We start from the raw sequence: 25308 nt of genomic DNA, 5'->3' as shown, positions 1-25308 counted from the left end.
CGGCGCAGCCCCACCCGTTCGGTTCGGCCCCTTCGGCTCGAAGTCGGCGTCGTGGTGCGCCTTCCGGCGGCCGTCGACGGTGGACGACCTGCCGCGGCTCGCCGTCGTCGAGCATCGCGAGCAGGTCAGCGTTTGACCACCGAGCCGGGCATGATCCGGTCCTTCAGCGCCAACGGCGCATTCCGGTGAATCGCTTCCCGCAAGCCTTCGAATGCCGCCACGAACTCGGCATCCACCTCCGGTTGCGGGCCGTACCACGAGCGCTCCAGCGTGCTGACCACCACGCGGAGGTGAGCCCGCCCCTCGGTGTCGAGGTTGAACCGGTCCGCCAGCTTCCGAGCCGTCTCCCGCACCGTCTCGGCACGGCCGACCGGGTATCCCCGGTCGGCGCACTCGTCCAGCAGTTCGCGCCAGGCGGCATGCGGCGCCTGCGCACGGTTCACCGTGAGCTCGTGCAGCCTGCGGTTGCGGCTCACCGTCCGCCACACCAGCGGTGCGCTCGCCACCCCGGCCACCAGCATCAGCAGCAGCGCCAGCCACCACGACACGATCCAGCCGAGCAAGCCCAGCGACACCAGCCAGCCCCCGGCCGCGGCCAGCGGCAGCCAGCGGCCCACTGCGGACAACCGCTGGTCCGCCTCGTCCAGCTCCCGCCGGGTGATCTCCTTGCGCAGCTGGCTCGTCCGCCGCGCCACCATCACTCCCAGCCCGGTCGCCGCCGCGGCCAGCAGCACCACGACCACGGTCGACCAGCGGGCCCAGCCCGGAGCCGTGGCCAGGCCGACCTGCTGGTCCTGCACGGTGTCCGGCTGGTCGGGCTGTTCGTCCTCCGGCAGCGGGGCGGACGTCGGCGCGGCGCTCGGCTCCGGCGACGGCTCGGTGGTCGGATCGACGTTCGAGCTGCTGGACGACGTCTGCTGCTGCAGGTACTCCGGCGTGATGCCCCGGCCGCCCGCCAGCGGGGTCGGGTCGAACACCACCCAGCCGAACTCCTTGCCCAGGTACACCTCGACCCAGGCGTGCGCGTCCCGCGTGGTGATCGAGCGGTAGGACCCCTGCTTGGTGCCGGGGGTGAAGCCGACCGCCACCCGTGCCGGGATGCCTTCGCTGCGCACCATCACCGCCATCGCGGAGGCGAACTGGGCGCAGAAGCCCCGCTTGCCGACCAGCAGGAAATGCGTCAGCGCATCGGATCCGGTGGCGTCGTCGGTCTGCACGTCGTAGGTGAACTCACCGGACTCGATGAAGTAGCTCCAGATCGCCTTGGCCTTGTCGAACGGCCGGTACTTGCCCGCCACCAGCCGCCTGGTCAGATCCCGCACCCGCGGGTCCAGCTCGGGCAGCTCGGTGTAGATCGGTGCGACCTCGTCCGCTGCCAGCTGCGCGGTCCGCAGCTCCTCGGCCGTCGGTTGATGCAGCGACGTCATCAGCACGTACGGCTTGGGGCGCTGCGCCCGCTCGGCGTAGACCGCGCCGCTGATCTCGTCGTAGATCCATTGGTCGCCGATTCCGGTGATCCGGCGCGGATGCCCGATGATCGGCAGCCACACGTCGCGCCAGTTCACCGGGTTGATGTGCACCGTGCGGAGTGTCTTGGCGGAATCACCGGGCGCCCTGGGCAGTGGTGCGTTGGCGGGCACGCCGTGCGGCATCTCGCCGTCGTGCAGTTTCCAGCCGAGGTTCGGCTCGTAGGTGTCCAGCGTGAACGCGCGCATCAGGCGTTCGTCGTCACCCAGGCCCTCCACCCGGAAGATCTCCGTGCTGCCCTGGTCGGTGAGCAGGCCCTGCAGCTCGGTCATCGGGCGCAGGCCGAGCCCGCCGGAGTAGGAGCTGGACCCGCCGCCGTGCATGAACGGCAGCTGTCCGACGGTGCCGATCCCGGTCAGGGTGGCGCCGGCGAGCAGTCCGAGCGAGAGCGCCGCCGCGACCACGGCGGCGGGCAGCGCCGACCTGGCCGCGGATCGCTGCTGGGTGGTGCCGCGGCCCCGCCACTGCCGGTGCCGATGGTTGCCTTCCACCGCGATGAGCACCGCGAAGGCGGCCGCGCCCAGCACGAACGACCACCAGGGCAGCATCTCGTCGGCCAGCGACGCCGGCACCGCGTACAGGCACAGCAGCACCAGGCCCGCGGCCGCGGGAGCGGCCAGCGACACCGCGAGCGCCTCCACCACCACGGCCACCAGCCCGATGCCGATGGTGACCAGACACAGGATGCCGACCGTCCCGTGCACCGGCGGCGCGCTTTCCCTGATCAGCTCGCCGGCGTCGGTGAGCACCCGGTTGAGGTCGGCGAAGGCGCTGCGGCCGGGGATGATGCCCAGGATGCCGTGGCTGGTGTACAGCCCGGTGATCAGCAACAGCAGCGCCACCAGCTGGGCGAAGGACACCGCGAGCGCCGGCGCGCGGATCGAGCGCATGGCCAAGCCGGTGCAGCCGACCAGCACCACCGCCACCATCGCGTGGCCGAACCACTCCGCGCCACGGATCACCCCGGTCAGCGCGGTGGCCGCGCACAACGTGGCCGCCCCGGCGGCCACCGGGGCGACGATCGAGCCGGTCCACGCCGCGTGCCCGGGCAGGCTGTGCGTCGGCTCGCGCGACGGCGGGCGGGTGTCGCGTGGGGGCGGCGGGCCGGACGGCCTGGCCGGCGGGGGAGCGTAGGTGGTCATCGCGATCCGTACCCCGCTTCCGTCGGCCGACGCATGCTGGCCCGGCACAACCGGGACCACACCTGCTGCCAGGAGGCCGCCGGGTCGGCGACGACCACGCCCCAGCCGGCGGCCTCCAGCAGCCGCGCCGACTCGCGCGCCGCCCCGGCTCGTTCGGCGGAGGCGGACACCCCAGCCGACCACGCCGCGGTGTCCAGCAGGACCGCCATGCTGCGGATGCCGCGCGGGCGGAACCGGCTGAGCTCGTTGATGGCCTGGTTGCTGACGCTGCCGAGCACCGCGACCAGTTCCTGCCCGGCCGCCGGGTCCCCACCCAGGGTGATGTCCCGCTGGTGTCCCGGTTGCACCATCGCCAGCGCGTCCAGGGCCAGGTCGTCGTAGGCGGCGCCACTGTCGGCAGGGATGTCCGCCAGCAGCTGTCCGTGCTCGGTGACCAGCCGCACTCGATGGCCCGCACGGCGCAGGTGAAGGCACACGCTGGCGGCGAACGAGATCGCCCACTCGATGCTCGCGCCCGGTCCGGTGCCGTGGTGCGCCGCGGCGCGGCGGTCGAGCAACACCGTGGTCCCGCCGTGCCCCGGCTGCTGCTCCAGCCGCACCATCAGCTCGTCCCGGCGCGCCGTGGAGGGCCAGTGCACCATGCGCAGGTCGTCACCCTGCCGGTACTGCCGCACCACCGCGTCCGGTTCGCCCGGCCCGGTACCCCGGCGCGCGGCACCCTCGTCGCCGGCGCCGACCCCGGACCCGGACAGCATCCCGGTGAGCGGCTCGGTGCGCGGTACCACCATCAGCCGGGACGGCTTGACCAGCTCGCGCTCGAACTCGCAGATGCCGAACGGGTCGGTCACCTTGGCGCGCAGCGGGCCGATCTGATGGAAACCACGAAGCGCCGGCCGCATGGTGTAGTGCAGCGGGACGCGGTGGTGCTGCGGCAGCCGCTCCACGATGAACCGTGGCCGGGTACCGAGCGAGTAGGCCACCCGGTCCTCCAGCAGCACTTCGCCGGCCGGCAGCACACCGGTCCGCCACAGGTCGAGCCGCACGTCGACCTCGTCGCCGGCAGGCACCCGGTGCGGGGTCAACGTCCGCGTCGCGCCGATACGCACCCGCGAGGCCGAGAGGAAGACGACCACCAGCAAGGGCAGGGCGATGACGAACACGGCGACCCGCAGCAGGTCGCGTTCGTTGAGCACCCAGGCGCAGAGTGCGGCCGCGATCCCGGCGGCCAGCAAGCATCTGCCGCGGGTCGTCAGGCCGGACAGCACGACGCCCTCCTAGTGCTGCAGGGCACGCGGCACCGGGACTCGCTGCAACACCATGCGCACGATGTCCGCAGCGGACCGGCGCGCGGCATGCGCCTCCGTGGTCAGCACCAGCCGGTGCGTCAGGACCGGGATGGCCACCGCGTGCACGTCGTCCGGAATCACGTATTCGCGGCCGGACAGTGCCGCCTGGGCACGCGCCGTGCGGATCAGCTGCAGCGTGGCGCGGGGCGAGGCGCCGAGCCGTACCTCGTTCGACGACCTGGTCGCGGTCACCAGGTCGACCGCGTACTTGCGCAGTTCACGGGACAGGTGCACGGAGCGCACCAGCTCGATCATCCGCCGGACCGTCTCGGCATCGGACACCGGTTGCAGCTCGGCCAGCGGATCGTGGCCGGCGTGCTCGTCGACCATGGCCAGCTCGGCCGCCGGGTCGGGGTAGCCGATGGAGACCCGGGCGGTGAACCGGTCGCGCTGCGCCTCCGGCAGCGCGTAGGTGCCCTCCATCTCGATCGGGTTCTGGGTGGCGATCACCATGAACGGCCGCTCCAGCTGGTAGGTGGTGCGGTCCACGGTGACCTGGCGCTCCTCCATGCACTCCAGCAGCGCCGACTGCGTTTTCGGCGACGCGCGGTTGATTTCGTCGCCGACCACGATGTTGGCGAACACCGGCCCCGGCCGGAACTCGAAACCGCCGTTCTGCCGGTTGTAGATGGACACCCCGGTGATGTCGCTGGGCAGCAGGTCCGGGGTGAACTGGATCCGGCTGACCGAGCAGTCGATGCTGCGGGCGAGTGCCTTGGCCAGCGACGTCTTGCCGACGCCGGGAACGTCCTCGACCAGCAAGTGTCCCTCGGCCAGCAGCGTCACCAGCGCCACCCGGACGACCTCCGGCTTGCCCACCAGCACCCGCTCGATGTTCGCCGCGATCGCCGACATGGTGGCGTGCAGTTCGGACAGTGCCGCCGAGCCCGGGTGGTCGGAATGCGCGCCACGCGCGCCGTTCGCGGAAAAATCCGTGTCCGTCGTCGGATAGGACAGATCGTGTCCACCGACCGCCGACGTGTGGTGGATCCTGGACGTCACTCGGCCTCCCGGATAGCAGGTTTTTCCACGATAGCGCGTGCGCGAGCACCACACGGTGGCTGCGGCCGAAGCCGAATCACATGTTCTCAGCAACGGTGTGAAAGTTCTGTGCACCGGCGCGCGCCGAACCCGCCGTTCCCCACTTCTCCCCACTCCGTGCCGGTATCGGCCCCGGCAGCCGCCACAGGTGCCGCGTCCGGGAGGCGAAGCACGTGACCCGCCGGGGGGAGGGCGGAGGGGCGCGGCGAAGTTCCCCCACCACGCCCCACCACCGCGATCTCCCTGTTGACCTGCGCAAACGGCGCGACACCCGGCAACGAATCCGGTCAAACCGCGTTGACTGTGGGGAGAAGTGGGGTACGGTGGTGGCAAGTGGGGCGAAAGGGAGCTCCGTGGTCGGGTCCGTAGGGAGGCAGCGGGCCCTCCTCGGGAGGTGGGAGCCATGTTTCTGGGCACCCACACACCGAAGCTCGACGACAAGGGGCGGTTGACCCTGCCCAAGAAGTACCGGGACGCGCTGGCTGGAGGGCTGATGGTGACGAAGGGGCAAGACCACTGCCTCTACGTCTTCCCTCGCGCGGAATTCGAGAAGCTGGCGCGCAAGGTGGCCGAAGCGCCGTTCACCAACGAGGCGGTACGGGCCTACCAGCGGTACTTGTTCGCCGGGACCGACGAGCAGCGCCCGGACGCCCAGGGGCGCATCGCCATCGCCCCGGAACTGCGCCGGTACGCCGGGCTGACCAAGGAGTGTGTGGTGATCGGGGCGATCACCCGGCTGGAGATCTGGGACGCCCAGGCGTGGCACGACTACCTGGAGGAACACGAGGACAGCTACGCGAAGGCACAGGAGGAGGTCTTGCCGGGGGTCTTCTAGCCGTGCTGTGCCGGCCCACCCGAGCGGCACACGGTGAGCGAAAGGCAGGAACGGGATGTGGTCAGGCCTCTGTCCGCACGTGCCCTGGTGCACCTTCCCCGGCATCAGGTCGCGGGCAGCGGGCGGAGACCTGACCGCATCCCGGCGCACGGGGGACAGTCGCACGGGGGACACAGGGGGCGCGGGATGCACGAACCGGTGATGCTGGACCGGGTCCTGGAGCTGTTCGCTCCCGCACTCGACGACCGGGAGGCGGTGCTGGTCGACGCCACGGTCGGCCTCGGCGGGCACGCCGACGCGTTGCTGCGCAGGCACCCGGCGCTGCGGTTGATCGGGCTGGACCGCGACCCCGAGGCGCTGGCCCGCTCGCGCGAACGGCTGGCCCCGCACGGCGGCCGGGTGCACCTGGTGCATGCCGTCTACGACCGGCTTCCCGACGTGCTCGCCGATCTGGGAGTACCGAGGGTCGACGGGGTGCTGTTCGACCTCGGGGTGTCCTCGATGCAGCTGGACGTGCCCGAGCGCGGCTTCGCCTATTCCGCCGACGTGCCGCTGGACATGCGCATGGACCCCGGTTCGCCGGTCACGGCCGCGGAAGTGGTCAACACCTACTCGGTCGGTGAACTGACCCGGGTGCTGCGTGACTACGGAGAGGAACGGTTCGCGCATCGGATCGCCCGAGCGGTGGTTGCTGAACGGGAACGTGAACCGTTCCGCACCAGCGCACGTCTGGTCGAGGTGATCTACGACGCCGTCCCGGCAGCGGCCAGGCGCACCGGCGGTCATCCCGCGAAGCGGACCTTCCAGGCCTTGCGCATCGAGGTCAACGGTGAGCTGGACGCGCTCCGCGCGGCGCTGCCCGCGGCGCTGGACGCGCTGGCGGTGGGCGGTCGGATCGTCGTGGAGTCGTACCACTCGCTGGAGGACCGGATGGTGAAACGGGCGCTGGCCGAGCGGGCCAGGTCGCGCACGCCGCAGGGGCTGCCGGTGGAACTGGCCGGGCACGGCCCCGAACTGCGGCTGCTCACCAGGGGAGCGGAACAGGCATCGGAGCAGGAGGCGCGGCGCAATCCGCGGGCGAAGTCCGTGAAGTTGCGCGCCGCCGAGCGGATTGCGAACGGGGGGAACGCGGCATGACGATGGTGACGACCGGAACGAAGCGCCGGAGCACGAAGTCCGCGCGGACCACGCGCCGGAGCGCGTCCCGCACGCGAGAGCTACCTGCTCGGCGCAACCGGAGCGGCCGCACGACGGCCGCCGAGAAGGCCTACGCCCGGCGCGCGCAGCGCACGGCCTCGATCGAGCACGCCGGTGGGCAGGCGCAAGCCCCCGCCGGCCTGCTCAGCCCGGTGCGGCTGCGGCTGCCGAAGTCGCGCGCCTCGTTCGTGCTGCTGATGATGTCGCTGCTGGCGGCGGGTGTCGGGCTGACGCTGTGGCTGACCACGCAGGCCATCGCCGATTCCTACCGGCTGGACCGGGTGCGGGCGGAGACGGCGGCGCTGTCGGAGAAGGCGGAGCGGCTGCAGCGCGAGGTGTCCCGTGAGCAGACGGTGGCGGCGCTGGATCGCAAGGCCCGCGAGCTCGGCATGGTCCCCTCCGGCGACCCGGCACGCATCCTGGTCACGCCGATGGGGCGGAAGAAGCTGATCGGCGAGCCGACGCCGGCCCAGCCGCAGAAGCCGCCCGCGCGCACCCAGTCCAGCAGTGGCGGTGACCGCGCGGACGAGCGCGAGCGGTCGTCGGGCGGGACGCGGGACGAGCGGCGTGGCGACAGCCGGCAGAACGCGCGGTCCGATCAGGGCGACGACACGCGGACGCAGCGCACGAGCAGCCGGAGCGACGACGATTCCGGCAGGCGCGGGGGCGGTGATCGCAGCCGCACGCAACGGTCGGAGAGCGACCAGCGCACCGCGGAAGACGGCGACCGCCGCACCTCCACCCGATCGGCAGGAGGCTGAGCGTGGTCGACGGTCGGCAGGCATCGAGCCGGAGGGGCAGTGCGTCCCGGCGGAAGAAGCGCACCAAGGCAAGCTTGCGCACGCGCGCGGGCAACATGCTGCGGGCGCTGCCCGGCAACCGGTACGGCAGCGCGTGCGTGGTGCTGGTGCTGGTCTTGTTCGTCGCCTCGGTGAAGCTGATCTACGTGCAGGCGTTCCAGGCCGAGGCGTTGTCCGCGCGGGCCGAGCGGCAGCGTGCCACGGTGATCGAGATCCCGGCGCAGCGCGGCGCGATCCTGGACCGCAACGGCACCGAGCTGGCGTTCAGCGTCAAGACCTACACGCTCCAGGTCAACCTGCGGCAGATGCGCAAGACCTGGGCCGAAGTCGCCGGCAGGACGAAGAACGAGCAGACCTACGCCGACCGGGTGGACGAGATCGCCGAGTACATGGCGGCCATGCTGCCCGGCAAGACCACCAAGCAGGAGCTGCTCAAGCGGTTCCACAAGGACGCGCCGTTCACGTTCCTGGTGGACAACGTCGAGCCGTCGGTGGCGGAGCAGATCACGTCGCGCTACCCGGAGATCGCCGCCGAGGAACGTGCCTTGCGCGAGTACCCGGGTGGCGAGCTGGCGTCGAACGTCGTCGGCTACGCCAACTGGCGCATGGACGACCCCGACGTGTCCAAGCACAACCTGCACGGGCTGATCGGGCTGGAGAGCGCGCGGGACAACGACCTGGCGGGGAAGCCGGGGCGCAGGCTGGTGGACACCGGAGAGGGTGACAACGTCGTCATCCCGGGCACCGAGCGCGACATCCAGCCTGCCGTCCCCGGGTCGGACCTGGAGCTGACGCTGGACAGCGACCTGCAGTACGACCTGCAGCGGCGCCTGCGGGACTACGTCGAGCAGAGCAGGGCCAAGGGCGGCTCCGCGGTGATCATGGACGCCAAGACCGGCGAGGTCTACGCGCTGGCCAACGACAAGACCTTCGACCCGGACAACCTCAGCGCCGCGACCGAGGAGGAACTGAACAACCGGGCGGTGACCACGCCGTTCGAGCCGGGCTCGGTCAACAAGGTGGTCACCGCGGCGGCCGCCATCGAGTACGGCATCACCACCCCGAAGTCCGTGCACCAGGTGCCCGGGCAGATCCAGGTCGCCGACCGCGTGGTGCGCGACGCGTGGCCGCACCCGACGCAGGGGTTCACCACCACCGGCATCTTCGCGAAGTCGTCCAACGTGGGCACGCTGATGCTGGCGCGGCAGGTGGGGGAGGAACGCTGGCTGGAGATCGCCAGGCGGTTCGGCCTCGGCAAGCGCACCGGAATCGGGCTGCCGGGGGAGAGCCCGGGCAGGGTTCCACCGCGCAGCCAATGGTCCGGCTCCACGTTCGGCAACCTGCCGATCGGCCAGGGGCTGTCGGTGACCGTGGTGCAGATGGCCGGGATGTACCAGGCCATCGCCAACGGCGGGGTGCGGGTCGAGCCACGGATCGTGCGGGCCACGATCAGGCCGGACGGCACCCGCGTTCCCGAGCCGCCGCCGGACAAGGTCCGCGTGGTGAGCAAGCGGACGGCGGACACCGTGCTGCGCATGCTGCGGGCGACGACGCAGAAGGGTGAGGGGCAGAACACGGGGACCGCGCCCCAGGCGGCGCTGGCCGGTTACCAGATCTCCGGCAAGACCGGGACGGGCCAGCAGGTCGACCCGGCCACCGGCGCCTATTCGCAGACGAAGTACAACATCACGTTCGCCGGCATCGTCCCGGCCGACGAGCCGCGCTTCGTCGTGGGCATCATGCTGGACGCGCCGGACACCACGTTGCCGCAGGGGGCTTCGGCGGCACCGCTGTTCCACGACATCGCGTCGTACCTGACGCAGCGGTACCAGATTCCGCTCAGCGAGCGGGAAGCGCCGGTCGTGCCGTTGGTGGTGGACTGACCGCGGCGCGGCGTCAGCTGTCGCCGGGCGCCGGCCGCCGGGCGGAGCACCGGCGGACCGCCCGGCCGCTGCCCAGGGCTAGGCCGGGTGGCCACGCGTGGATCGATCGTCCGGCCTGCCGGAACGGTCAGCGCCCGCCACGGCAACGAAGCAGGGCTGCACCTGTGCCCGCTGGTGTCCGGGTGACGACCGTGGGACGTGGTCGAGCAGGTCCCGTTGCTGCCGGTGCCCGCTGGTGTCCGGGTGATGAATCGATCCGGGCAAACGGGTATCGAGTGCGTTACTTCCAGGCAGGGTTCATCGGTATCGGTTCAGTGCAGGACCCGGGCAGGCTAGGCTGACTCCCTGTGAGTCGACGCGCGAAGATCGTGTGCACCATGGGACCGGCCACCGCGAGCCCGGAGAAGGTGCGTGACCTGCTCGCCGCGGGCATGAACGTGGCGAGGCTGAACTTCAGTCACGGAACGCACAGCGACCACAAGCAGACTTACGACATGATCCGGGCGGCCGCGGACGAGATCGGCCGTCCCGTGGGCATCCTGGCCGACCTGCAGGGGCCGAAGATCCGTCTCGGCACGTTCGCCGCAGGGCCGGTGCAGTGGCGTAAGCACGACGTGGTCCGCATCACCGTCGAGGACGTTCCCGGCACCCACGACAGGGTGTCCACCACCTACAAGGGGCTCGCCGACGACGCCAAGCCGGGCGACCGGCTGCTGGTCGACGACGGCAAGGTCTCGCTCGTGGTGCGCGAGGTCGACGGGCCGGACGTGGTCTGCGAGGTGATCGAAGGCGGCGAGGTCAGCAACAACAAGGGCGTCTCGCTGCCGAACATGGACGTGTCGGTGCCCGCGTTGTCCGAGAAGGACGTCGAGGACCTCGAGTTCGCGATGCGGCTGGGCGTCGACTTCATCGCGCTGTCGTTCGTGCGCTCGCCCGCCGACATCGACCTGGTGCACCAGGTGATGGACCGCACCGGGCTGGACCGCATCCCGGTGATCGCCAAGCTGGAGAAGCCGGAGGCGGTGGCCAACCTCGAGGCGATCGTGCTGGCCTTCGACGGCATCATGGTCGCCCGCGGCGACCTGGGCGTGGAGCTGCCGCTGGAGGAAGTGCCGCTGGTGCAGAAGCGGGCCATCCAGATCGCCAGGGAGAACGCCAAGCCGGTCATCGTGGCGACCCAGATGCTCGACTCGATGATCAACAACTCCCGGCCGACCCGCGCCGAGGCCTCCGACGTCGCCAACGCGGTGCTGGACGGGGCGGACGCGGTGATGTTGTCCGGGGAGACGTCGGTGGGCCGGTACCCGGTCGAGGCGGTGCAGACGATGAGCCGCATCATCACCGCGGTCGAGTCGCAGTCGACGGCCGTGCCGCCGCTGAGCCACGTGCCGCGCACCAAGCGGGGGGTCATTTCCTACGCGGCCCGCGACATCGGCGAGCGGCTCAACGCCAAGGCGCTGGTGGCCTTCACTCAGTCCGGTGACACGGTGCGGCGCCTTGCCAGGCTGCACACCCGGTTGCCGCTGCTGGCGTTCACCCCGGTGGACAGCGTGCGGCGTCAGCTGGCGCTCACCTGGGGCACCACGGCCCATCTGGTGCCCGCGGTGAACTCGACCGACGCCATGGTCCGCCAGGTGGACACCGCGATGCTGCAGATGGACCGCTACCAGCGCGGCGACCTGGTCGTGGTGGTCGCGGGCTCGCCTCCGGGCACGGTCGGGTCGACCAACCTCATCCGGGTGCACCGGCTGGGCGAGGAAGACGATCTCTCCTGACGGGACGACAGTGACCGGGGCGCCGGCGCGCCGCCCGCCGTCGGCGGCCCGTGTCACGGGTTAAGGTTCGGCATGACCGCGCAAGCACCGGACGGGCGATCGGTCCTGGACGAGCTCGTCACCCTGCTCGACCTGGAGCGCATCGACGACAACATCTTCCGCGGGTTCTCCCCGCCGCAGCCGCAGAATCTCCGCGTGTTCGGCGGGCAGGTCGCGGGACAGGCGCTGGTCGCCGCCGGGCGGACCGTGCCCGCGGATCGGTTCGTGCATTCGCTGCACGCGTACTTCATCCGGGCAGGCGACAGCAAGGCCCCGATCATCTACCAGGTGGATCGCATCCGGGACGGCCGCTCGTTCACCACTCGCCGGGTCGTCGCCGTGCAGCACGGCAAAGCGATCTTCGCGCTGTCCGCGTCGTTCCAGATCGTCGAGGACGGCGTGGAGCACACCACGCCGATGCCGGACGTGCCCGACCCGGAATCGCTGCCGACGCTGCCCGAGCGGCTGGCCGACTACTCCGACGAGCTGGGTTGGTTCGCCCGCCGCAGGCCGTTGGACCTGCGCTACGTGCACGACCCGCCGTGGGTGACCCGGTCCAGCGGCGCGCACCCCCACCGCAACCAGGTGTGGATGCGCGCCGACGGCACGCTGCCGGACGATCAGCTGCTGCATGTCTGCGTGCTGACCTACGCCTCGGACATGACGCTGCTGGACTCGGTGCTTGCCAAGCACGGGGTGTACTGGGGGATGGACCGCGTGCTGGGCGCCAGCCTGGACCACGCGCTGTGGTTCCACCGGCCGTTCCGTGCCGACGAGTGGTTCCTCTACGACACCGAGTCGCCCACCGCGTCCGGTGCGCGTGGGCTGGCCACCGGCCGGTTCTTCTCCCACGACGGCCGGCTGATCGCCACGGTGGTGCAGGAAGGCCTGGTGCGCGTGCTGCGCTGAGGGCGCCTCTTCGGGCGCGGAAACACCCGGGCAAGGACGGTTGCCGTGCGTCCGGATGCATGGCAGCCGGGACGGGGTCCGCCAGCGGCCACGGGCGGGAGCGAAGTCCGAGGCCGGTCGGGGGCGGCCCCGGACTTCGCCGCCACCTGGGCCACGACGGTGGGGGAGCTGGGGAGGGACGCCGTCGTGACGAAACCGAGCAGCACGCACGGTACCACTCTGTGTCCAGAGTGACTGCGGAGAGTGTACACGGATGGTGGGTGCATCCCCGTGCTTCGACACTCTCCGGCGATTCGTGACCACTTCGGCAGGGGCCGTGGTGCGGGGATCGCCGCCGGGAGGGCGGCACAGCCCAGGTGCCGCCTCGAGCGGGCGGTGACGGTGGCGGCAGGAAAAAGGGCCGTGGATTGTCGGTGGCATCGGGGACAATGTGGACGAGACCGGCGGTGACGAGGAGGACGATGCCGCGATTGGGACCAGGCGTGCCGCTCGTCGGCCGCCGTGCAGAGCTTGCGTTGCTGCGTGCTGCGCTCGATCGCGCCGACAGTGGTGCGGCGGGCTGCGTGCTGCTGGCCGGGGACGCCGGGGTCGGCAAGACCCGGTTGATCGGTGAACTGCGGGAGCACGCCGAGCAGCGCGGTGCGCTGGTGCTGTCCGGCGGGTGTATCGACATCGCCGAGGACAGCCTGCCGTACCTGCCGTTCGCAGACGCCCTTCTGCCGTTGGCGAGGTCCGACGATCCGGCGGTGCGCGCGGTGGTGCAGGCGTATCCGGCGCTGCGCCGGTTGCTGCCCCAGCAGGACGACGGCGGCAAGGGTGCGGTCGAGCACGAGATGCGGCGTGGCCTGTTCTCCGCGCAAGACCTCGGCCAGTTGCAACTGTTCGAGGCCGTGCTCGGCGCGCTGGGTGAGCTGTCCAGGGAACGCCCCGTGGTGCTGGTGATCGAGGACTTGCACTGGGCGGACAGCTCGACCAGGGACCTGCTGTCGTTCTTGCTGCCCCGGCTGCGCGAGCAGCGGCTGCTGATCGTGGCCAGCTATCGCGCCGACGACGTGCACCGCAGGCATCCGCTGCGGCGGCTGACCGCCGAGTTCGCCCGGCTGCCCGCGGTGCAGCGCGTCGATCTGGCCCCGTTGGAGGACGCGGACGCCCTGCAGTTCGTGCACCAGCTGGCCGAGCAGCCGCTGACCGACGAGGTGGCGGCGGGCATCGTGGAGCGGGCCGAAGGCAACCCGTTCTTCATGGAGGAGCTGACCGCGTCGTGCCTGGAATGCGAGGGGGTTCCGGCAGCGCTGGCCGATGTGCTCCTGTCCCGTGTCGAGCGGTTGTCGCAGCGGGCCCAGCAGGTGGTGCGAATCCTGTCCGTCGCCGAGCGCGGCGCGCGTCACCAGGCGTTGGCCGAGGTGACCGGTCTGAGCGACGACGAGCTCGACGCGGCCCTGCGGGAAGCGGTGCAGCACAACATCCTCGTGGTCGACGACGACAACCACTACGCATTCCGGCATGCCCTGCTGCGCGAAGCGGTGTACGAGGACCTGCTCCCGGGCGAGCGCATCCGGACGCATGCCGCGTATGCGCAGCGGTTGGTGCAGAAGGTGCAGCAGGGGAATCCGGCGAAGTACCGGCTGCTGGCGTACCACAGCCTGGAAAGCAACGACCTGCCGACGGCGCTGTCCGCGTCCGTGGCGGCCGCCGACGAGGCCGAGGCCCGTGGCGCGCCGGCGTCGGCGTTGCGCAGTGTCGAGCTGGCCCTGCGGCTGTGGGACTCGGTTCCGCCGGACAAGCGGCCGGACGGCGTCGACGAGCTGCGGCTGCTGGACATGGCGGCGGTGTTGGCCGGCCGGTCCGGTGAGGTGGAGCGGGCGATCTCCTACGCGCGGTCGATGGTGCGGGCGCTGGAGTCCGGGCGCATCGAGGTGTCCGACCACCGGCGGCGGGCGCGCATCTACCGGCGCCTGGCGCAGGCGCTGTACAGCAACGACGGCACCGTCTGGGAGGCCCCGGACGTCATCGAGAAGGCGTGGCGGCTGGTGGCCGACGACGAGCCGAGCGAAACCAAGGCATGGGTGCAGGTGACGCGGTCGGCGATCCAGCGCTCGCTGGGCGACAAGGAGCTGGCGTTGGCCAGCGCGCGCAACGCGATCGCCGATGCGAAGGCCGTCGGTGCGGTGGCCGCCGAAGCGGATGCGCTGGTCGCCTTGGCCGTGTTGATCGAAGGCAAAGGCGACACCGCGGGTTCGCGCGAGCGCCTGCGGGAAGCGCTGCGCATCGCCGAGCGGGCCGGGGCGCTCGGGGTGGAGCTGCGCGCACGGTTCTACCTGGCGCTCAGCTACTACGACAAGGGCGAGCTGGACGAGGCGCTGGCCGAGTACACCGCGGGGGCGGCCCGCGCCACCGAAACCGGCCTGACCTGGAGCGATTCCGGGCTCGAACTGCATGCGCACCGCCTGCAGGTGATGTACACGCTCGGCCGGTGGGACGAAGTGGCCGCCGAGGTGGCCCGGTTCTCCGGTCCGCCGTCGATCGGCGCGGCACGAATGCGGGCCACCACGGCGCTGGTCGCGGTGGCCAAGGGCGATTTCGCCGAGGCGGAGCGGCAGGTGGAGGACCTGCGGGCCCAGTGGCAGGTGGACGGCCAGCTGGCGGTGGCGGCCGCGGCCGCCGGCGCAGCGCTGGCCATGTGGAAGGGCGAGCCGGAGAAGGCGCTGGAGCGCGTGCGGGAAGCCTTCGAGTGGATCAGGCAGCTGCCGCTGCTGGTGCTCGCCGGGATCAGGATCGGCGCGCTCGGCCTGGCCGCGGCGGCGGATCGTGCCGAGGCGGCTCGCCTGATCTCCGACGCCGACACGGTCGCAGCGGCGGTCGCCGAGGGCGAGGAGATGTTCAAGCGGGTGGCCGAGGCGGCACAGAACGGGGTCCCGCGCGGCAACACGCTCGGCCCGGAAGCGGTGGCGTGGCTGGCCCGCGCGGAGGCCGAGCGCAGCAGGCTGCTCGGCAGGACGGACCCGAAGCTGTGGGCCAAGGCGGTCGAGGCGTTCGGCTACGGCGCGGTGTATCAGCAGGCCAGCTGCCGCTGGCGGCTGGCGGAGGCGCTGCTGACCGGCGGCGATGCCCGGCAGGCGGAGAAGGAGCTGCGCCAGGCGCACGAGACGGCCCGCACGTTGAAGGCGCGGCCGCTGCTGGAGGCGATCGAGGGACTTGCCCGGCGGGCGCGCGTGTCGCTGGACGGCGAGGCGGTCGCGCAGGCGCCGGCTCGCGTGCCCGAGGATCCGCTGACCGCGCGCGAGCGTGCCGTGCTCGAGCAGGTCGCTCTCGGACGCACCAACAAGCAGATCGGCGAGGCGCTGTTCATCAGCGAGAAGACGGTCAGCGTGCACCTGTCCCGTGCGATGGCCAAGCTGGGCGCCCGTCGCCGGACGGAGGCGGTCAGGCTGGCTTACGAGCGTGGCCTGCTCCAGCGGCCGCGGCACGGCGCGCCCCAGTAGGCCGGGCCCGCCCGGCCGAGGGCCGGGGGGCTGGTTTCGGCCGTGAACGACGTTCGGGGTGCCAGCCGCCTCGGCTGCGACGGTGTGCCGGCGACGTGCGGGGCGTGCCGCGTCTCGGTCGGTCGACGATGCTGGCGGTGACGCGCCGAGCGATCTGGCCCTCTCCGCGGTGGCGGGTGGTGTCGTTGGCGGCGTGCCGGGTGTGCCGCTGCTTCTGCCGTGGTGGTGTCGTTGGCAGCGCGGGTATGTCGGCAGCCGCCTTGGTCGCGGAGCCGTCGTCGGCGCGCGGGCTGGGCGGCCGAACCGGCTCGCGGCGGTCAGCCCGCGGTGCGCACGCCTCCGCACAGACGGCGGCACATGCCGGCTATCGAGGCAGCCGGTGCAGCACCTTGACACCGCGGTTGAGCAACGCTGCCCACCATCGCACAGCCTTGCCACGAACCGGCCGGAGCCTCAACCCGCGCTGGACGGCGATCGTCTGCACCTCGGTGAACCGCCGGATGCCTTCCGCGCCGTTGCGTCGGCCGACGCCGGAGTCGCCGAACCCGCCCATCGGCGCGTCGATCGAACCGAAGCTGGCGGCGAAGCCCTCGTTGACGTTCACCGTTCCCGCCTGGATGCGCGCGGCGACCTCGCGGCCGAGCCGGGGGTTGCCGGTCCAGACGCTGGCATTGAGGCCGTACTCGGTGTCGTTCGCGCGCGCGATCGCATCGTCCAGGTCGGAATACGAGTAGACCGAGACGACCGGCCCGAACGTCTCCTCGGCGAACACCTTCATGCCGGGGGTGACGTTGGCCAGGATGGTCGGCTCGTAGAACAACGGGCCGATGTCCGGCCGCGGCCTGCCACCGGTCAGCACCTCGGCGCCTTTCCTGCGCGCGTCCTCGACGTGGTCGCTGGTGGTGGCCAGCTGGGCGGCCGAGGTCAGCGAGCCGACGTCGGCGGCGTAGTCCAACGACGCGCCCAGCCGCAGTGCCGCGGTCTTGGCCACGAAGGCTCGGACGAAGTCGTCGTGGATCGACTCGTGGACGTAGATCCGCTCCACCCCGACGCAGATCTGGCCCGCGTTGGCGAAGCACGCGGTCACCGCACCGGCAGCCGCGGCGTCGACCTTCGCGTCCGGCAGCACGATCATCGGGTTCTTGCCGCCGAGCTCCATGGAGAACCCGCGCAGCCGCCGGGCCACCTGGCCGGCCAGCTGCTTGCCGGTCGCGGTGGAGCCGGTGAACGCGAAGTAGTCCGATTCGTCGATCAGCGCCTGGCCGATGACCGAACCCCGGCCGAGCACCACCTGCCACAGCCCGTCCGGGAGGCCTGCTTGTTCGGCGAGCTCGTGCAGCCACAGCGCCGACAGTGCGGTCTGGTTGTCCGGCTTGTGCACGACCGCGTTACCCGCCGCCAGCGCGGGCAGGACGTCCATGGCGGTCAGCACCAGCGGGTAGTTCCACGGCGTGATGATCCCGACGACCCCGCGGGGATGGCGGCGTTCGGTCGTCCTGGTCAGCAGCGGGAACACCCCGGCCCGGCGTTTCGCGCCCAGGTGCTTGGCCGCGGTGCGCGCGTAGTACGAAGCGGCCAGCGCGGACCCGGCCACCTCGTCGTAGGCATCCACCCGGCTCTTGCCCGACTCGACCTGGATGAGGTCGAGTGCTTCGTCCTGCCGATCCAGGATCAACCGCATCAGCCGGGCCAGGAACCGTTGCCGTTCCGCGACCGGCGTGGCCGCCCAGTCCCGTTGTGCCTTCCGCGCCACGTCGAACGCGACCCTGGCCTCGGCGTCCGTGGCCTGCGGCAACGAGACGATCGGCTGACCGGTGAACGGCGCTGTCATGGTCACCGGCGGGGAATCGGGGTGGTTGCCGCCGGTGGCTCTGGCCGCCAGCGTGCGCGCCCGGGCGATCGACGGGGCACCCGGCACGCCGCCGATCGGCCGTGCCGGATCCTGCTCCGCCCCTGCGGGGCTCGTCGCCGCACCGTCGGCGACGCCCTTCGCCGTACTCGTCATCGGGCCCTCCGGTTACTGGGCAGTAGCTCTCGCCTCGACACTACTCACGCACGACACCGTGGCCAACCGTCCGGCCGGTGAGCAGGAGATTTCCCGCACCGGCGACGGGTGAGCCGTACGCGCGGCGGGGTCAGCATCACGGCCGAGCCGGGTCACCGTCGCGGTCTGCCCCGGGGGAGTCCGCCAGCGCTGCCCGCACCATCTGCTTCCATTGGCCGACCAGACGTTCGCGGCGGGCCGGATCCCCGCCGAGCGACTCGTCCAATGCCAGACCGCGGATCAGGTTGACCGTCATCCAGTACAGGTTGTCCACCAACGGCGAGTCGTCACGGCCGATCAGCTCGCGGAACGTCTCCAGGGTGGCCCGGCCCAGGGCCCGGTCGACCGGCAGCATGGCCTCCGCCAGCTCCTTGTCGGTGCGGGAGGCGACCCACAGCTCGATGAACGCCGCGGCCAGCCGGCCGGAGAACCCGCGGCGGATGACCTCGACGGCCGCGTCCACCGGATCGTCGCGGCGCAGCGCGTCGGTGGAGACGACCAGTTCGGTGGCGATGCGGTGGGTCAGGTGTTCCACCGCGGAGGCCATCAGTTCGGCCTTGGTGCTGAAGTGGTGCTGTTGTGCGCCCTTGGACACGCCCGCCCGTGCGCAGATCTCCTGCACCGAGGTACGGGAATAGCCGAGCTCGACCAGGCACTCCACGGTGGCGTCCAGCAGCGCGGTGCGGGTCTGCTCGCTGCGTTCCGCCTGGGTGCGATGGCCGCGCGGCACGCTGCGTCCGGCGGTGTGGTGGTTGAGTGTCCTCACCCGTGCCTCCTTGCTTCGGCTCGGCGCCACCCGCTACATTCCGAACAGAACTTACATTCTGATTGGAATGTTTTCCAGCTCGCCGGGCGGACCGGCGGGGCTGACGGGGGCCGAGTCCGAAGGAGCACCGATGCCGTTGCAGCTGCCGCCCAGCAAGTGGAGTGCCGACCTGCAGGACTTCCGCGAGCTCGCCCGCGACTTCTGCCAGCGCGAGCTCGTCCCGCACCAGCAACGGTGGGCCGAGCAGAAGCACGTCGACCGCGACTTGTGGACCAAGGCGGGCGAGGTCGGCCTGCTGTGCGTGTCCGTTCCCGAGGAGTACGGCGGGGGCGGGGGAACCTTCGCGCACGAAGCAGTGCTGTACGAGGAGCAGGCGCGCGCCGGCGACAGCGCGTGGGGAGTCAGCGTACACAGCGGGATCGTGGCGCACTACCTGCTCGCCTACGCCTCGGAGTCGAAGAAGAAGGAGTGGCTGCCGAAGCTGGCCAGCGGGGAGTGGGTCGGTGCGATCGCGATGACCGAGCCCGGCACCGGGTCCGACCTGCAGAACATCAAGACCAGGGCGGTGCGGGACGGCGACGAGTACGTCATCAACGGCGCCAAGACGTTCATCACCAACGGCTACCACGCCGACCTGGTGGTGGTCGCGGTCAAGACCGACCCGTCCGCCGGGGCCAGGGGCGTGTCGCTGATCGTGGTGGAAACCGACCGGCCGGGATTCCGGCGCAACCGGGTGCTGGACAAGATCGGCCTCAAGGGACAGGACACCGCCGAGCTGTTCTTCGACGACGTGCGGGTTCCTGCGGAGAACCTGCTCGGCGAGGCCGAGGGCCAGGGCTTCATCCAGCTCATGCAGCAGCTGCCGCAGGAGCGGCTGATCATCGCGGTGACCGCGGTGGCCGCCATGGAGGCCGCGGTGAACATGACGCTGGAGTACACCAAGGAGCGCGAGGCGTTCGGCAGGCCGATCTTCGCGTTCCAGAACACCAAGTTCACGCTGGCCGAGTGCGCCACGGAGGCCGCTGTGGCCAGGGCGTTCCTGGACCAGTGCATCGAGCGGCACCTGGCGGGCGAGCTGGACGTGCAGTCCGCCGCCATGGTGAAGTACTGGACCACCGACCGGGTGAACCGGGTGCTCGACGAGTGCCTGCAGCTGTTCGGCGGCTACGGCTACATGACCGAGTACCCGATCTCGCGCGCGTGGGCCGACATGCGCGTGTCCCGGATCTTCGGCGGCACCAACGAGATCATGAAGGACATCATCTCCCGCGCCTTGTGAGCACGGGCGGCGTGCGACGACACGGAACCGACGAGGAGGGCAGTGACGATGGCCGGACCCCTGGCCGGGGTGCGCGTGGTGGAGCTGGCCGGGCTGGCTCCGGGGCCGTTCGCTTGTACGGTGTTGGCGGATCTGGGGGCCGACGTCATCCGGGTCGACCGGGCGACGCCGGGCGCGGATGTGCTCAGCTTCGACAACGACCCGCTGCGCCGCAGCCGCCGCTCCATCGGGATCAACACCAAGACCCCGGAGGGGGTGGAGGTGGTGCTGTCCCTGGTCGAACGGTCCGACGTGCTCGTGGAGGGCTTCCGCCCCGGGGTGACCGAGCGCATGGGCCTCGGCCCCGCCGACTGCCTCGCCCGCAACCCACGGCTGATCTACGGCCGGATCACCGGGTGGGGGCAGGACGGGCCGCTGGCCCAGCGGGCCGGTCACGACATCAACTACCTCGGGCTGGCCGGGGCGCTGGAACCGATCGGCCGGGCGGGTGAGCGGCCGGTGCCGCCGCTGAACCTGGTCGCCGACTTCGGCGGCGGGGGCATGCTGCTTGCCGTGGGCATCCTCGCGGCGCTGGTCGAGCGGGAGAAGTCGGGCAAGGGTCAGGTGGTCGACGCGGCGATGGTGGACGGCTCGGCGTTGCTGGCCACCAGCCTCTTCGGCCTGCGTGCCACGGGCGTGTTGTCGGACAAGCGCGGCGAGAACCTGCTCGACGGCGGCGCGCCGTTCTACGACACTTACGAGACGGCGGACGGCAAGTACGTGGCCGTCGGGGCGCTCGAGGAACGCTTCTGGCAAGACCTGCTCCGCGTCCTGAAGCTCACCGACCGTGAGCTGCCGCCGCGGTTCGACAAGCGTAATTGGCCCGAACTGCGCAAGATCCTGGCCGAGGAGATCGGCAAGTACACCAGGGACGAGCTGTCCGCCATGGCCGAAGAGACGGACGCTTGCCTGACTCCGGTGCTGACGCCCGAGGAGGCGCCGACCCACCCGCACAACGCCGCGCGGCGCACGTTCGTCCCGGTGGGGGAGACGATCCTCCCTGCGCCCGCCCCGCGATTCGACCGGACGCCGACGGCGGACCCGTCCCCGCCGCACGAGGCCGGTGCGGACACCGAGGACGTGCTGGCAGAGCTGGGCATGAGCCAGGCCGACATCGAGCGTCTGCGGGCCGCGGGAGCGATCGCGTAATCTTCGTTCAGGCCCCGCGCGGGGCCACCCACACGGTGACGCGCGCGTCATGGGGTCGTCAGGGGTGCCTGATTACCGTAAGCTCATAGCCGGATACGGACGGCGGTCACAGGCAGGGCGGATGCCTGCCGCAAGACACGATCGGATGGAGCTATGTCGCCCAAGGCCAAAAAGGTCCTCATCGTCGGCGTGGTTGCGCTCGTGTTGTTCTTCCTGATCTCGCAGCCCCACCAGTCCGCCGATGCCGTCAAGGAATTCTTGGGATGGCTCCAGGACGGTGCGGAGGCCATCATCACGTTCTTCAAAGAACTTTTCAACTGACGCGGTGAGCCGGCGGTAACCACTCATTTGTGCCAAGCCGTGGACCGGGGCGAGGTCACGTCCCGGTCGTTGTCATGCGCGTTTTGTGACCGAGTTCGGCCCGGGTGGCTCGTCGCCCTGGGCAATTTCGGAGGGCCAAAGGGCCTGCTCACGGGCATCTGCACGTGCATGCGCATGTGCGTTGTCCCACATTCCGGGCACCCATTGCGCCGTCCGGGTGGAATGTCACCGCATCGGCCCAGGTCACGATGATCATTCCGATTTGTCTCTGGCGGAATTCGGTGGTCTGCCCCTACCGTGCTCACAGTACGTAGCCGGTTGGCTCTGTACGGTCAGTGGACACATTCCACGCGGCGAGCACCGGAAAAGGGACCAGTGAGGGTGCGAGCTCGCACGACGAGCCGCCATATCCATGAGGAGAGGGATATGACCCACGATCCTGGCGTCGAGGCATTGATCAGACAGTGGTCACAGGAGCGCGACGAGTCCGAGGAAGACGCCGAGATAGCGCGCATCAAGTCCGAGTGGCTCGCCGAGGCCTCCAGCCACGAGCCAGGAATCCCAGGCCAGCGCACCAGCACTGGCACGGCGGAGTGGGCGATCGTCGAGTCCGCCGACTACGACTACATGCAGGCGATGCGCAAGCGCCTGCCCGGGGTGCCGGACGAACTGTTGGCCGCGGCCGCACGCTGGTGGCAGATGGTCGGCGGCCTGGCGGAGGCCGAGGAGTGGTGGGACGCGGGGATCAGCCCGCTGGACCAGCGTGCCCTGGAGTATCGGGCGGCCGGCCTGACCCCCGCCGACCTGAGCGTGCACCTCGGGCCGTACACGGTGCTCGAGCACCTGCGCAGGGGGAGCGCGGCCGCCTGGTGCGTCGCCAGGCTCTCCCGCGTGCGGAAGGACTCCACGTCCTGCGCACGCAAGGACGTCGCGTCGTAGCGACGCGTAATTTTCGTCGATCTGACCGGATCTTCATCCGCTGCCTGGTATACCGGCAGTAACGCCGACACGTTCTCACGCGTTGTACCTGTGCAGCCGAGGGATTCCGGAGACGATCTTTGGTACGTGAGTCGCCAGATGACGCCACGCCCAGTGACCGCGATGGCGGCAAGCGCCACGTCCGCGGGATAGCGCTGCGGTCGGGGGTCGCGCTGGCCGTGCTGGCGGCACTCGGCGGCGGGGTCTGGGGGCTGACGCGGGTGTCCGAGCCCGAGCCCGGCCCGACCACCATGGAGATCCCGGCGCTGTCGGTGCAAGCCGCCGACGTCGAGCCCGGCACGGTCGCCCCGGTGAGCATCTCGGTCAAGGACAAGCCGCGTCCGGGCGCCAAGAGCGCGACGAGCGCGAAGAGCGCCGGCAAGGCCAGGACGAACGACGGCGGCGCCGGCGGTTTGTGGGCATGGGCCGAACGCACCGGCAAGATCATCGGTGTTCCGCCGCGGGCACTGCTGGCCTACGGGCGGGCCGAGATCGCCATCCGCGAAGCGCAACCGGGATGCCGGTTGTCGTGGGCGACGCTGGCGGGCATCGGCCGTGTCGAGTCCAACCACGGGCAGTTCGGCGGCGCGGTGCTGACCGAGGCCGGGTGGCCGTCCAAGCTCATCATCGGCGTGCCGCTGAACGGTTCGGGCGGGGTGCGCGCGATCAAGGACACCGACGGCGGCCGGTACGACGGCGACACCGAGGTCGACCGGGCGGTCGGCCCGATGCAGTTCATCCCCAGCACGTGGCAGCGCTGGGCGTCGGACGGCAACGGCGACGGTCGCGCCGACCCGCAGCAGATCGACGACGCGGCGCTGGCCGCCGCCAGGTACCTGTGCGCGGGCGGGCGGGACATGGCCAGCGCGAAGGGCTGGTGGGAAGGCCTGTGGTCGTACAACCGGTCCGTCGAGTACGCCCAGAAGGTCTTCGCCATCGCCGACGGCTACGCCCGCGCTGTGAAGCAGTGAGCGACCGGGTGCGCAGGCTGCGGTCTGCGCACCCGGTCCGGTGGTCGTCCGGTGTGATCGAGCCGCGGAACCCGCAGGTGGAGGACCGCGGTGCGGTGCGGCTGCGGTAGCGTCGAGGTGTGGAATCCAAGCTGGCGCGACGGCTGGCCGCGGTCGCTGTGTCCGTGATGAGCCTGGCGGTGTGCCTTGCCCTGGCTTGGTGGCAGTGGCAGCGGTACGAGTCGGTCTCCGGCACCTGGCAGAACCTCGGGTACGTGCTGCAGTGGCCGCTGTTCGGGCTGTTCCCGGCGTTCGCCTTCTGGCGGATGCGGAGGCTGCGGCAGCAGGCCGAGCTCGCCGAGCAGGCCGAGGCGGTGGAGGAGGAGCGCGCGCAGGTGCGGACGCAACCGGCCCCACCGGCGTCGCCTGCGGACCGGGAGGAGGAGCCGGCGGCACGTCGCGAGCGTCCCGCCGAGGTGACCCAGCCTGCATCCGGCGAAGCCGACGACGAGCTCGCGGCGTACAACCGGTACCTTGCTGAACTACACGCACGCGATCAGCAGGCACGCTAGGAGGGCCCGGCATGACGTCGTCTCGGACGCCTGGTAGCGCCACATCCACGGACGCCGCCGCGCAGGAGCCGGTCGAGCCGAGAGTCCTCAGCGCACTGAAGCGTTTCCGGGTGGCCGCCGTGGTCACGGGGTTCGGCCTGCTCGTCCTGGTGACCGTGATGCTCGTCCGGTACGTCTGGGACAACCCGACGCCGTCGCAGATCTGGTCGCCCATTCACGGCGCGCTCTACATGATCTACCTGGTCCTTGCGGTCGATCTGGGCATCAAAGCCCGCTGGTCGGTCACCGGGGTCCTGCTGGTGCTGCTCGCCGGGTGCGTGCCGTTCGTGTCCTTCGTCGCCGAGCGCAAGGTCACGCACCGCACCATGGCCGGTCGCTCGATCTGACGGACATTTCCTCACCGGTCGACCCCTCTTCGGGTGAACTGGTTACGGTGCGCCGCCCTATAGTCGGCTCGCCGTCGGGCTGACTTGAGGGGCGGGCGGGCAGACCACATCATCGGGGAAACATTTCCGGACCGAGTGTGGACACAAGTACTTTGCGTGTCGTCAGATCGGTCCCATCACGGCTCGGTTAGGCCGAATGGGCGAAGATCGTCGTCGGGCTGTCGCGAGTGGCGGTCACCGTGCGGATTCAGGTAACGATCAACAAGCGCTGCGATCACGCCGACACCCGCTCTCGGGCGCAAAATCCCAGGTCAGGGGTCATTTTTCGGAGCACGCGCGGGATCACTCGATAGGTGTAGGCTCTACGCTGATTCGTCACAAAGTTGTTATCGCGTGCCAGAGTTGTCAGGAGGTTCGGCTCGCTGTGGCCGACTGTGGCCGTCTCGGCCGGGTTCCGGGGGCGCAGGCGGTCGCGGGATCCCGGGCCCGGCCGGCGATCGCGGGCACGCGCAGCGCGGCTGGGGACGGGACAGGACGCCGGACCTCGCCGCGCGCCGGCGAGCTCGATGCGGAGTGCCGGGTAGTGCGGCCTGCTGCTGCTCGCCGGCGGTGACGGTGCAGCTGGGGTACGTCGTGGTTGGACAGGGAGTCACATAGCGTGACGGCAGAAGGACGGCGAGAGGTCGCCAGGCAGGTGCCGGTCGAGGAGCTGATCGGGCACGAGCCGCACCGGCAGCGGTCGTGGCGGCGCCGGGTGGGCGCGGTGCTGGCGTGGCGGGACTGGAAGCTGCCGGTGAAGCTGGCGGCCGTGACGCTGGTCCCGATCGTGCTGGCGATCGCACTCGGCG

General features: G+C 70.9%; 20 protein-coding genes. 15 read left to right on the top strand and 5 right to left on the bottom strand.

Going from position 1 to position 25308, the window contains the following annotated elements; translation table 11 throughout:
* Nucleotides 1-125: 125 nt before the first annotated feature.
* Genes CXP56_RS01400 through CXP56_RS01390 form a run of 3 tightly spaced genes read right to left on the bottom strand, consistent with a single transcriptional unit; the run spans nucleotide 126 to nucleotide 4870 of the window.
* Nucleotides 126-2669 (bottom strand): transglutaminase TgpA family protein, encoded by a 2544-nt coding sequence (locus tag CXP56_RS01400; RefSeq protein ID WP_286899286.1) that lies wholly within the window; start codon nucleotides 2667-2669, stop codon nucleotides 126-128.
* On the bottom strand, nucleotides 2666-3934 hold the full coding sequence (locus CXP56_RS01395; protein WP_286899284.1) for a DUF58 domain-containing protein: 1269 nt from the start codon (nucleotides 3932-3934) through the stop codon (nucleotides 2666-2668). The genes CXP56_RS01400 and CXP56_RS01395 overlap by 4 nt, the downstream gene beginning before the upstream one ends.
* A gap of 9 nt (nucleotides 3935-3943) precedes the next feature.
* The gene (locus CXP56_RS01390; RefSeq protein WP_038044452.1) at nucleotides 3944-4870 is read right to left on the bottom strand and encodes an AAA family ATPase; all 927 of its coding nucleotides are present in this window, start codon (nucleotides 4868-4870) and stop codon (nucleotides 3944-3946) included.
* A gap of 589 nt (nucleotides 4871-5459) precedes the next feature.
* On the opposite strand from CXP56_RS01390, the gene mraZ reads away from it, so the two are divergent.
* The 7 genes from mraZ to CXP56_RS01355 all read left to right on the top strand — a co-directional run bounded on the left by mraZ (nucleotide 5460) and on the right by CXP56_RS01355 (nucleotide 15976).
* Nucleotides 5460-5891 carry a division/cell wall cluster transcriptional repressor MraZ gene (mraZ, locus tag CXP56_RS01385; RefSeq protein ID WP_028846523.1) on the top strand — a complete coding sequence of 144 codons (432 nt, stop codon included), beginning with the start codon at nucleotides 5460-5462 and terminating at the stop codon, nucleotides 5889-5891.
* A gap of 186 nt (nucleotides 5892-6077) precedes the next feature.
* A complete protein-coding gene (rsmH, locus tag CXP56_RS01380) occupies nucleotides 6078-7028 on the top strand; it encodes a 16S rRNA (cytosine(1402)-N(4))-methyltransferase RsmH (protein WP_028846524.1) in 951 nt (316 codons plus the stop codon).
* The gene (gene ftsL, locus CXP56_RS01375) at nucleotides 7025-7849 is read left to right on the top strand and encodes a cell division protein FtsL (RefSeq protein ID WP_286899279.1); all 825 of its coding nucleotides are present in this window, start codon (nucleotides 7025-7027) and stop codon (nucleotides 7847-7849) included. The genes rsmH and ftsL overlap by 4 nt, the downstream gene beginning before the upstream one ends.
* Nucleotides 7846-9771, top strand: a complete 1926-nt coding sequence (locus CXP56_RS01370) for a peptidoglycan D,D-transpeptidase FtsI family protein (RefSeq protein ID WP_502694556.1) — start codon at nucleotides 7846-7848, stop codon at nucleotides 9769-9771. Before ftsL ends, CXP56_RS01370 begins: the two co-directional genes overlap by 4 nt.
* 347 nt (nucleotides 9772-10118) lie before the next feature.
* Nucleotides 10119-11546: a pyruvate kinase gene (pyk, locus tag CXP56_RS01365; RefSeq protein WP_028846526.1), complete on the top strand. Its 1428-nt coding sequence runs from the start codon at nucleotides 10119-10121 to the stop codon at nucleotides 11544-11546.
* Between the two features lie 72 nt (nucleotides 11547-11618).
* Nucleotides 11619-12494 (top strand): acyl-CoA thioesterase II, encoded by an 876-nt coding sequence (gene tesB / locus CXP56_RS01360; RefSeq protein ID WP_028846527.1) that lies wholly within the window; start codon nucleotides 11619-11621, stop codon nucleotides 12492-12494.
* A 461-nt stretch (nucleotides 12495-12955) separates the two neighbouring features.
* Nucleotides 12956-15976 (top strand): helix-turn-helix transcriptional regulator, encoded by a 3021-nt coding sequence (locus tag CXP56_RS01355; RefSeq protein WP_028846528.1) that lies wholly within the window; start codon nucleotides 12956-12958, stop codon nucleotides 15974-15976.
* Nucleotides 15977-16340: 364 nt separating this feature from the next.
* Here CXP56_RS01355 and CXP56_RS01350 read toward each other — a convergent pair whose 3' ends face one another.
* Both CXP56_RS01350 and CXP56_RS01345 read right to left on the bottom strand, forming a co-directional pair.
* Complete coding sequence (locus CXP56_RS01350; RefSeq protein ID WP_286899277.1) at nucleotides 16341-17981, bottom strand: succinic semialdehyde dehydrogenase; 1641 nt, start codon at nucleotides 17979-17981, stop codon at nucleotides 16341-16343.
* Nucleotides 17982-18117: 136 nt separating this feature from the next.
* Nucleotides 18118-18786: a TetR/AcrR family transcriptional regulator gene (locus tag CXP56_RS01345; RefSeq protein ID WP_286899276.1), complete on the bottom strand. Its 669-nt coding sequence runs from the start codon at nucleotides 18784-18786 to the stop codon at nucleotides 18118-18120.
* Nucleotides 18787-18916: 130 nt separating this feature from the next.
* On the opposite strand from CXP56_RS01345, the gene CXP56_RS01340 reads away from it, so the two are divergent.
* The 8 genes from CXP56_RS01340 to CXP56_RS01305 all read left to right on the top strand — a co-directional run.
* Nucleotides 18917-20065 carry an acyl-CoA dehydrogenase family protein gene (locus tag CXP56_RS01340; protein ID WP_028846530.1) on the top strand — a complete coding sequence of 383 codons (1149 nt, stop codon included), beginning with the start codon at nucleotides 18917-18919 and terminating at the stop codon, nucleotides 20063-20065.
* A gap of 48 nt (nucleotides 20066-20113) precedes the next feature.
* Nucleotides 20114-21253: a CaiB/BaiF CoA transferase family protein gene (locus CXP56_RS01335; RefSeq protein WP_028846531.1), complete on the top strand. Its 1140-nt coding sequence runs from the start codon at nucleotides 20114-20116 to the stop codon at nucleotides 21251-21253.
* A gap of 153 nt (nucleotides 21254-21406) precedes the next feature.
* Nucleotides 21407-21574 carry a hypothetical protein gene (locus CXP56_RS01330; protein ID WP_169725210.1) on the top strand — a complete coding sequence of 56 codons (168 nt, stop codon included), beginning with the start codon at nucleotides 21407-21409 and terminating at the stop codon, nucleotides 21572-21574.
* 426 nt (nucleotides 21575-22000) lie between these two features.
* Entirely contained in the window at nucleotides 22001-22513 is a 513-nt protein-coding gene (locus CXP56_RS01325) for a hypothetical protein (RefSeq protein ID WP_028846532.1), read from the top strand.
* A 119-nt stretch (nucleotides 22514-22632) separates the two neighbouring features.
* Nucleotides 22633-23523, top strand: a complete 891-nt coding sequence (locus CXP56_RS01320; protein WP_502694555.1) for a lytic transglycosylase domain-containing protein — start codon at nucleotides 22633-22635, stop codon at nucleotides 23521-23523.
* 167 nt (nucleotides 23524-23690) lie between these two features.
* Nucleotides 23691-24074, top strand: coding sequence for a hypothetical protein (locus tag CXP56_RS01315; RefSeq protein ID WP_286899300.1), 384 nt, complete (start codon nucleotides 23691-23693; stop codon nucleotides 24072-24074).
* 11 nt (nucleotides 24075-24085) lie between these two features.
* The gene (locus tag CXP56_RS01310; protein ID WP_028846535.1) at nucleotides 24086-24460 is read left to right on the top strand and encodes a DUF3817 domain-containing protein; all 375 of its coding nucleotides are present in this window, start codon (nucleotides 24086-24088) and stop codon (nucleotides 24458-24460) included.
* A gap of 658 nt (nucleotides 24461-25118) precedes the next feature.
* A partial coding sequence (locus CXP56_RS01305) for a hypothetical protein (protein ID WP_286899270.1) occupies nucleotides 25119-25308 on the top strand: 190 nt, incomplete at its 3' end.

It is taken from the genome of Thermocrispum sp., assembly GCF_002919275.1.
Taxonomy (GTDB): domain Bacteria; phylum Actinomycetota; class Actinomycetes; order Mycobacteriales; family Pseudonocardiaceae; genus Thermocrispum; species Thermocrispum agreste.
Note: the sequence above shows the minus strand (reverse complement) of the source record. Positions and strands in the feature narration are given on the sequence as shown.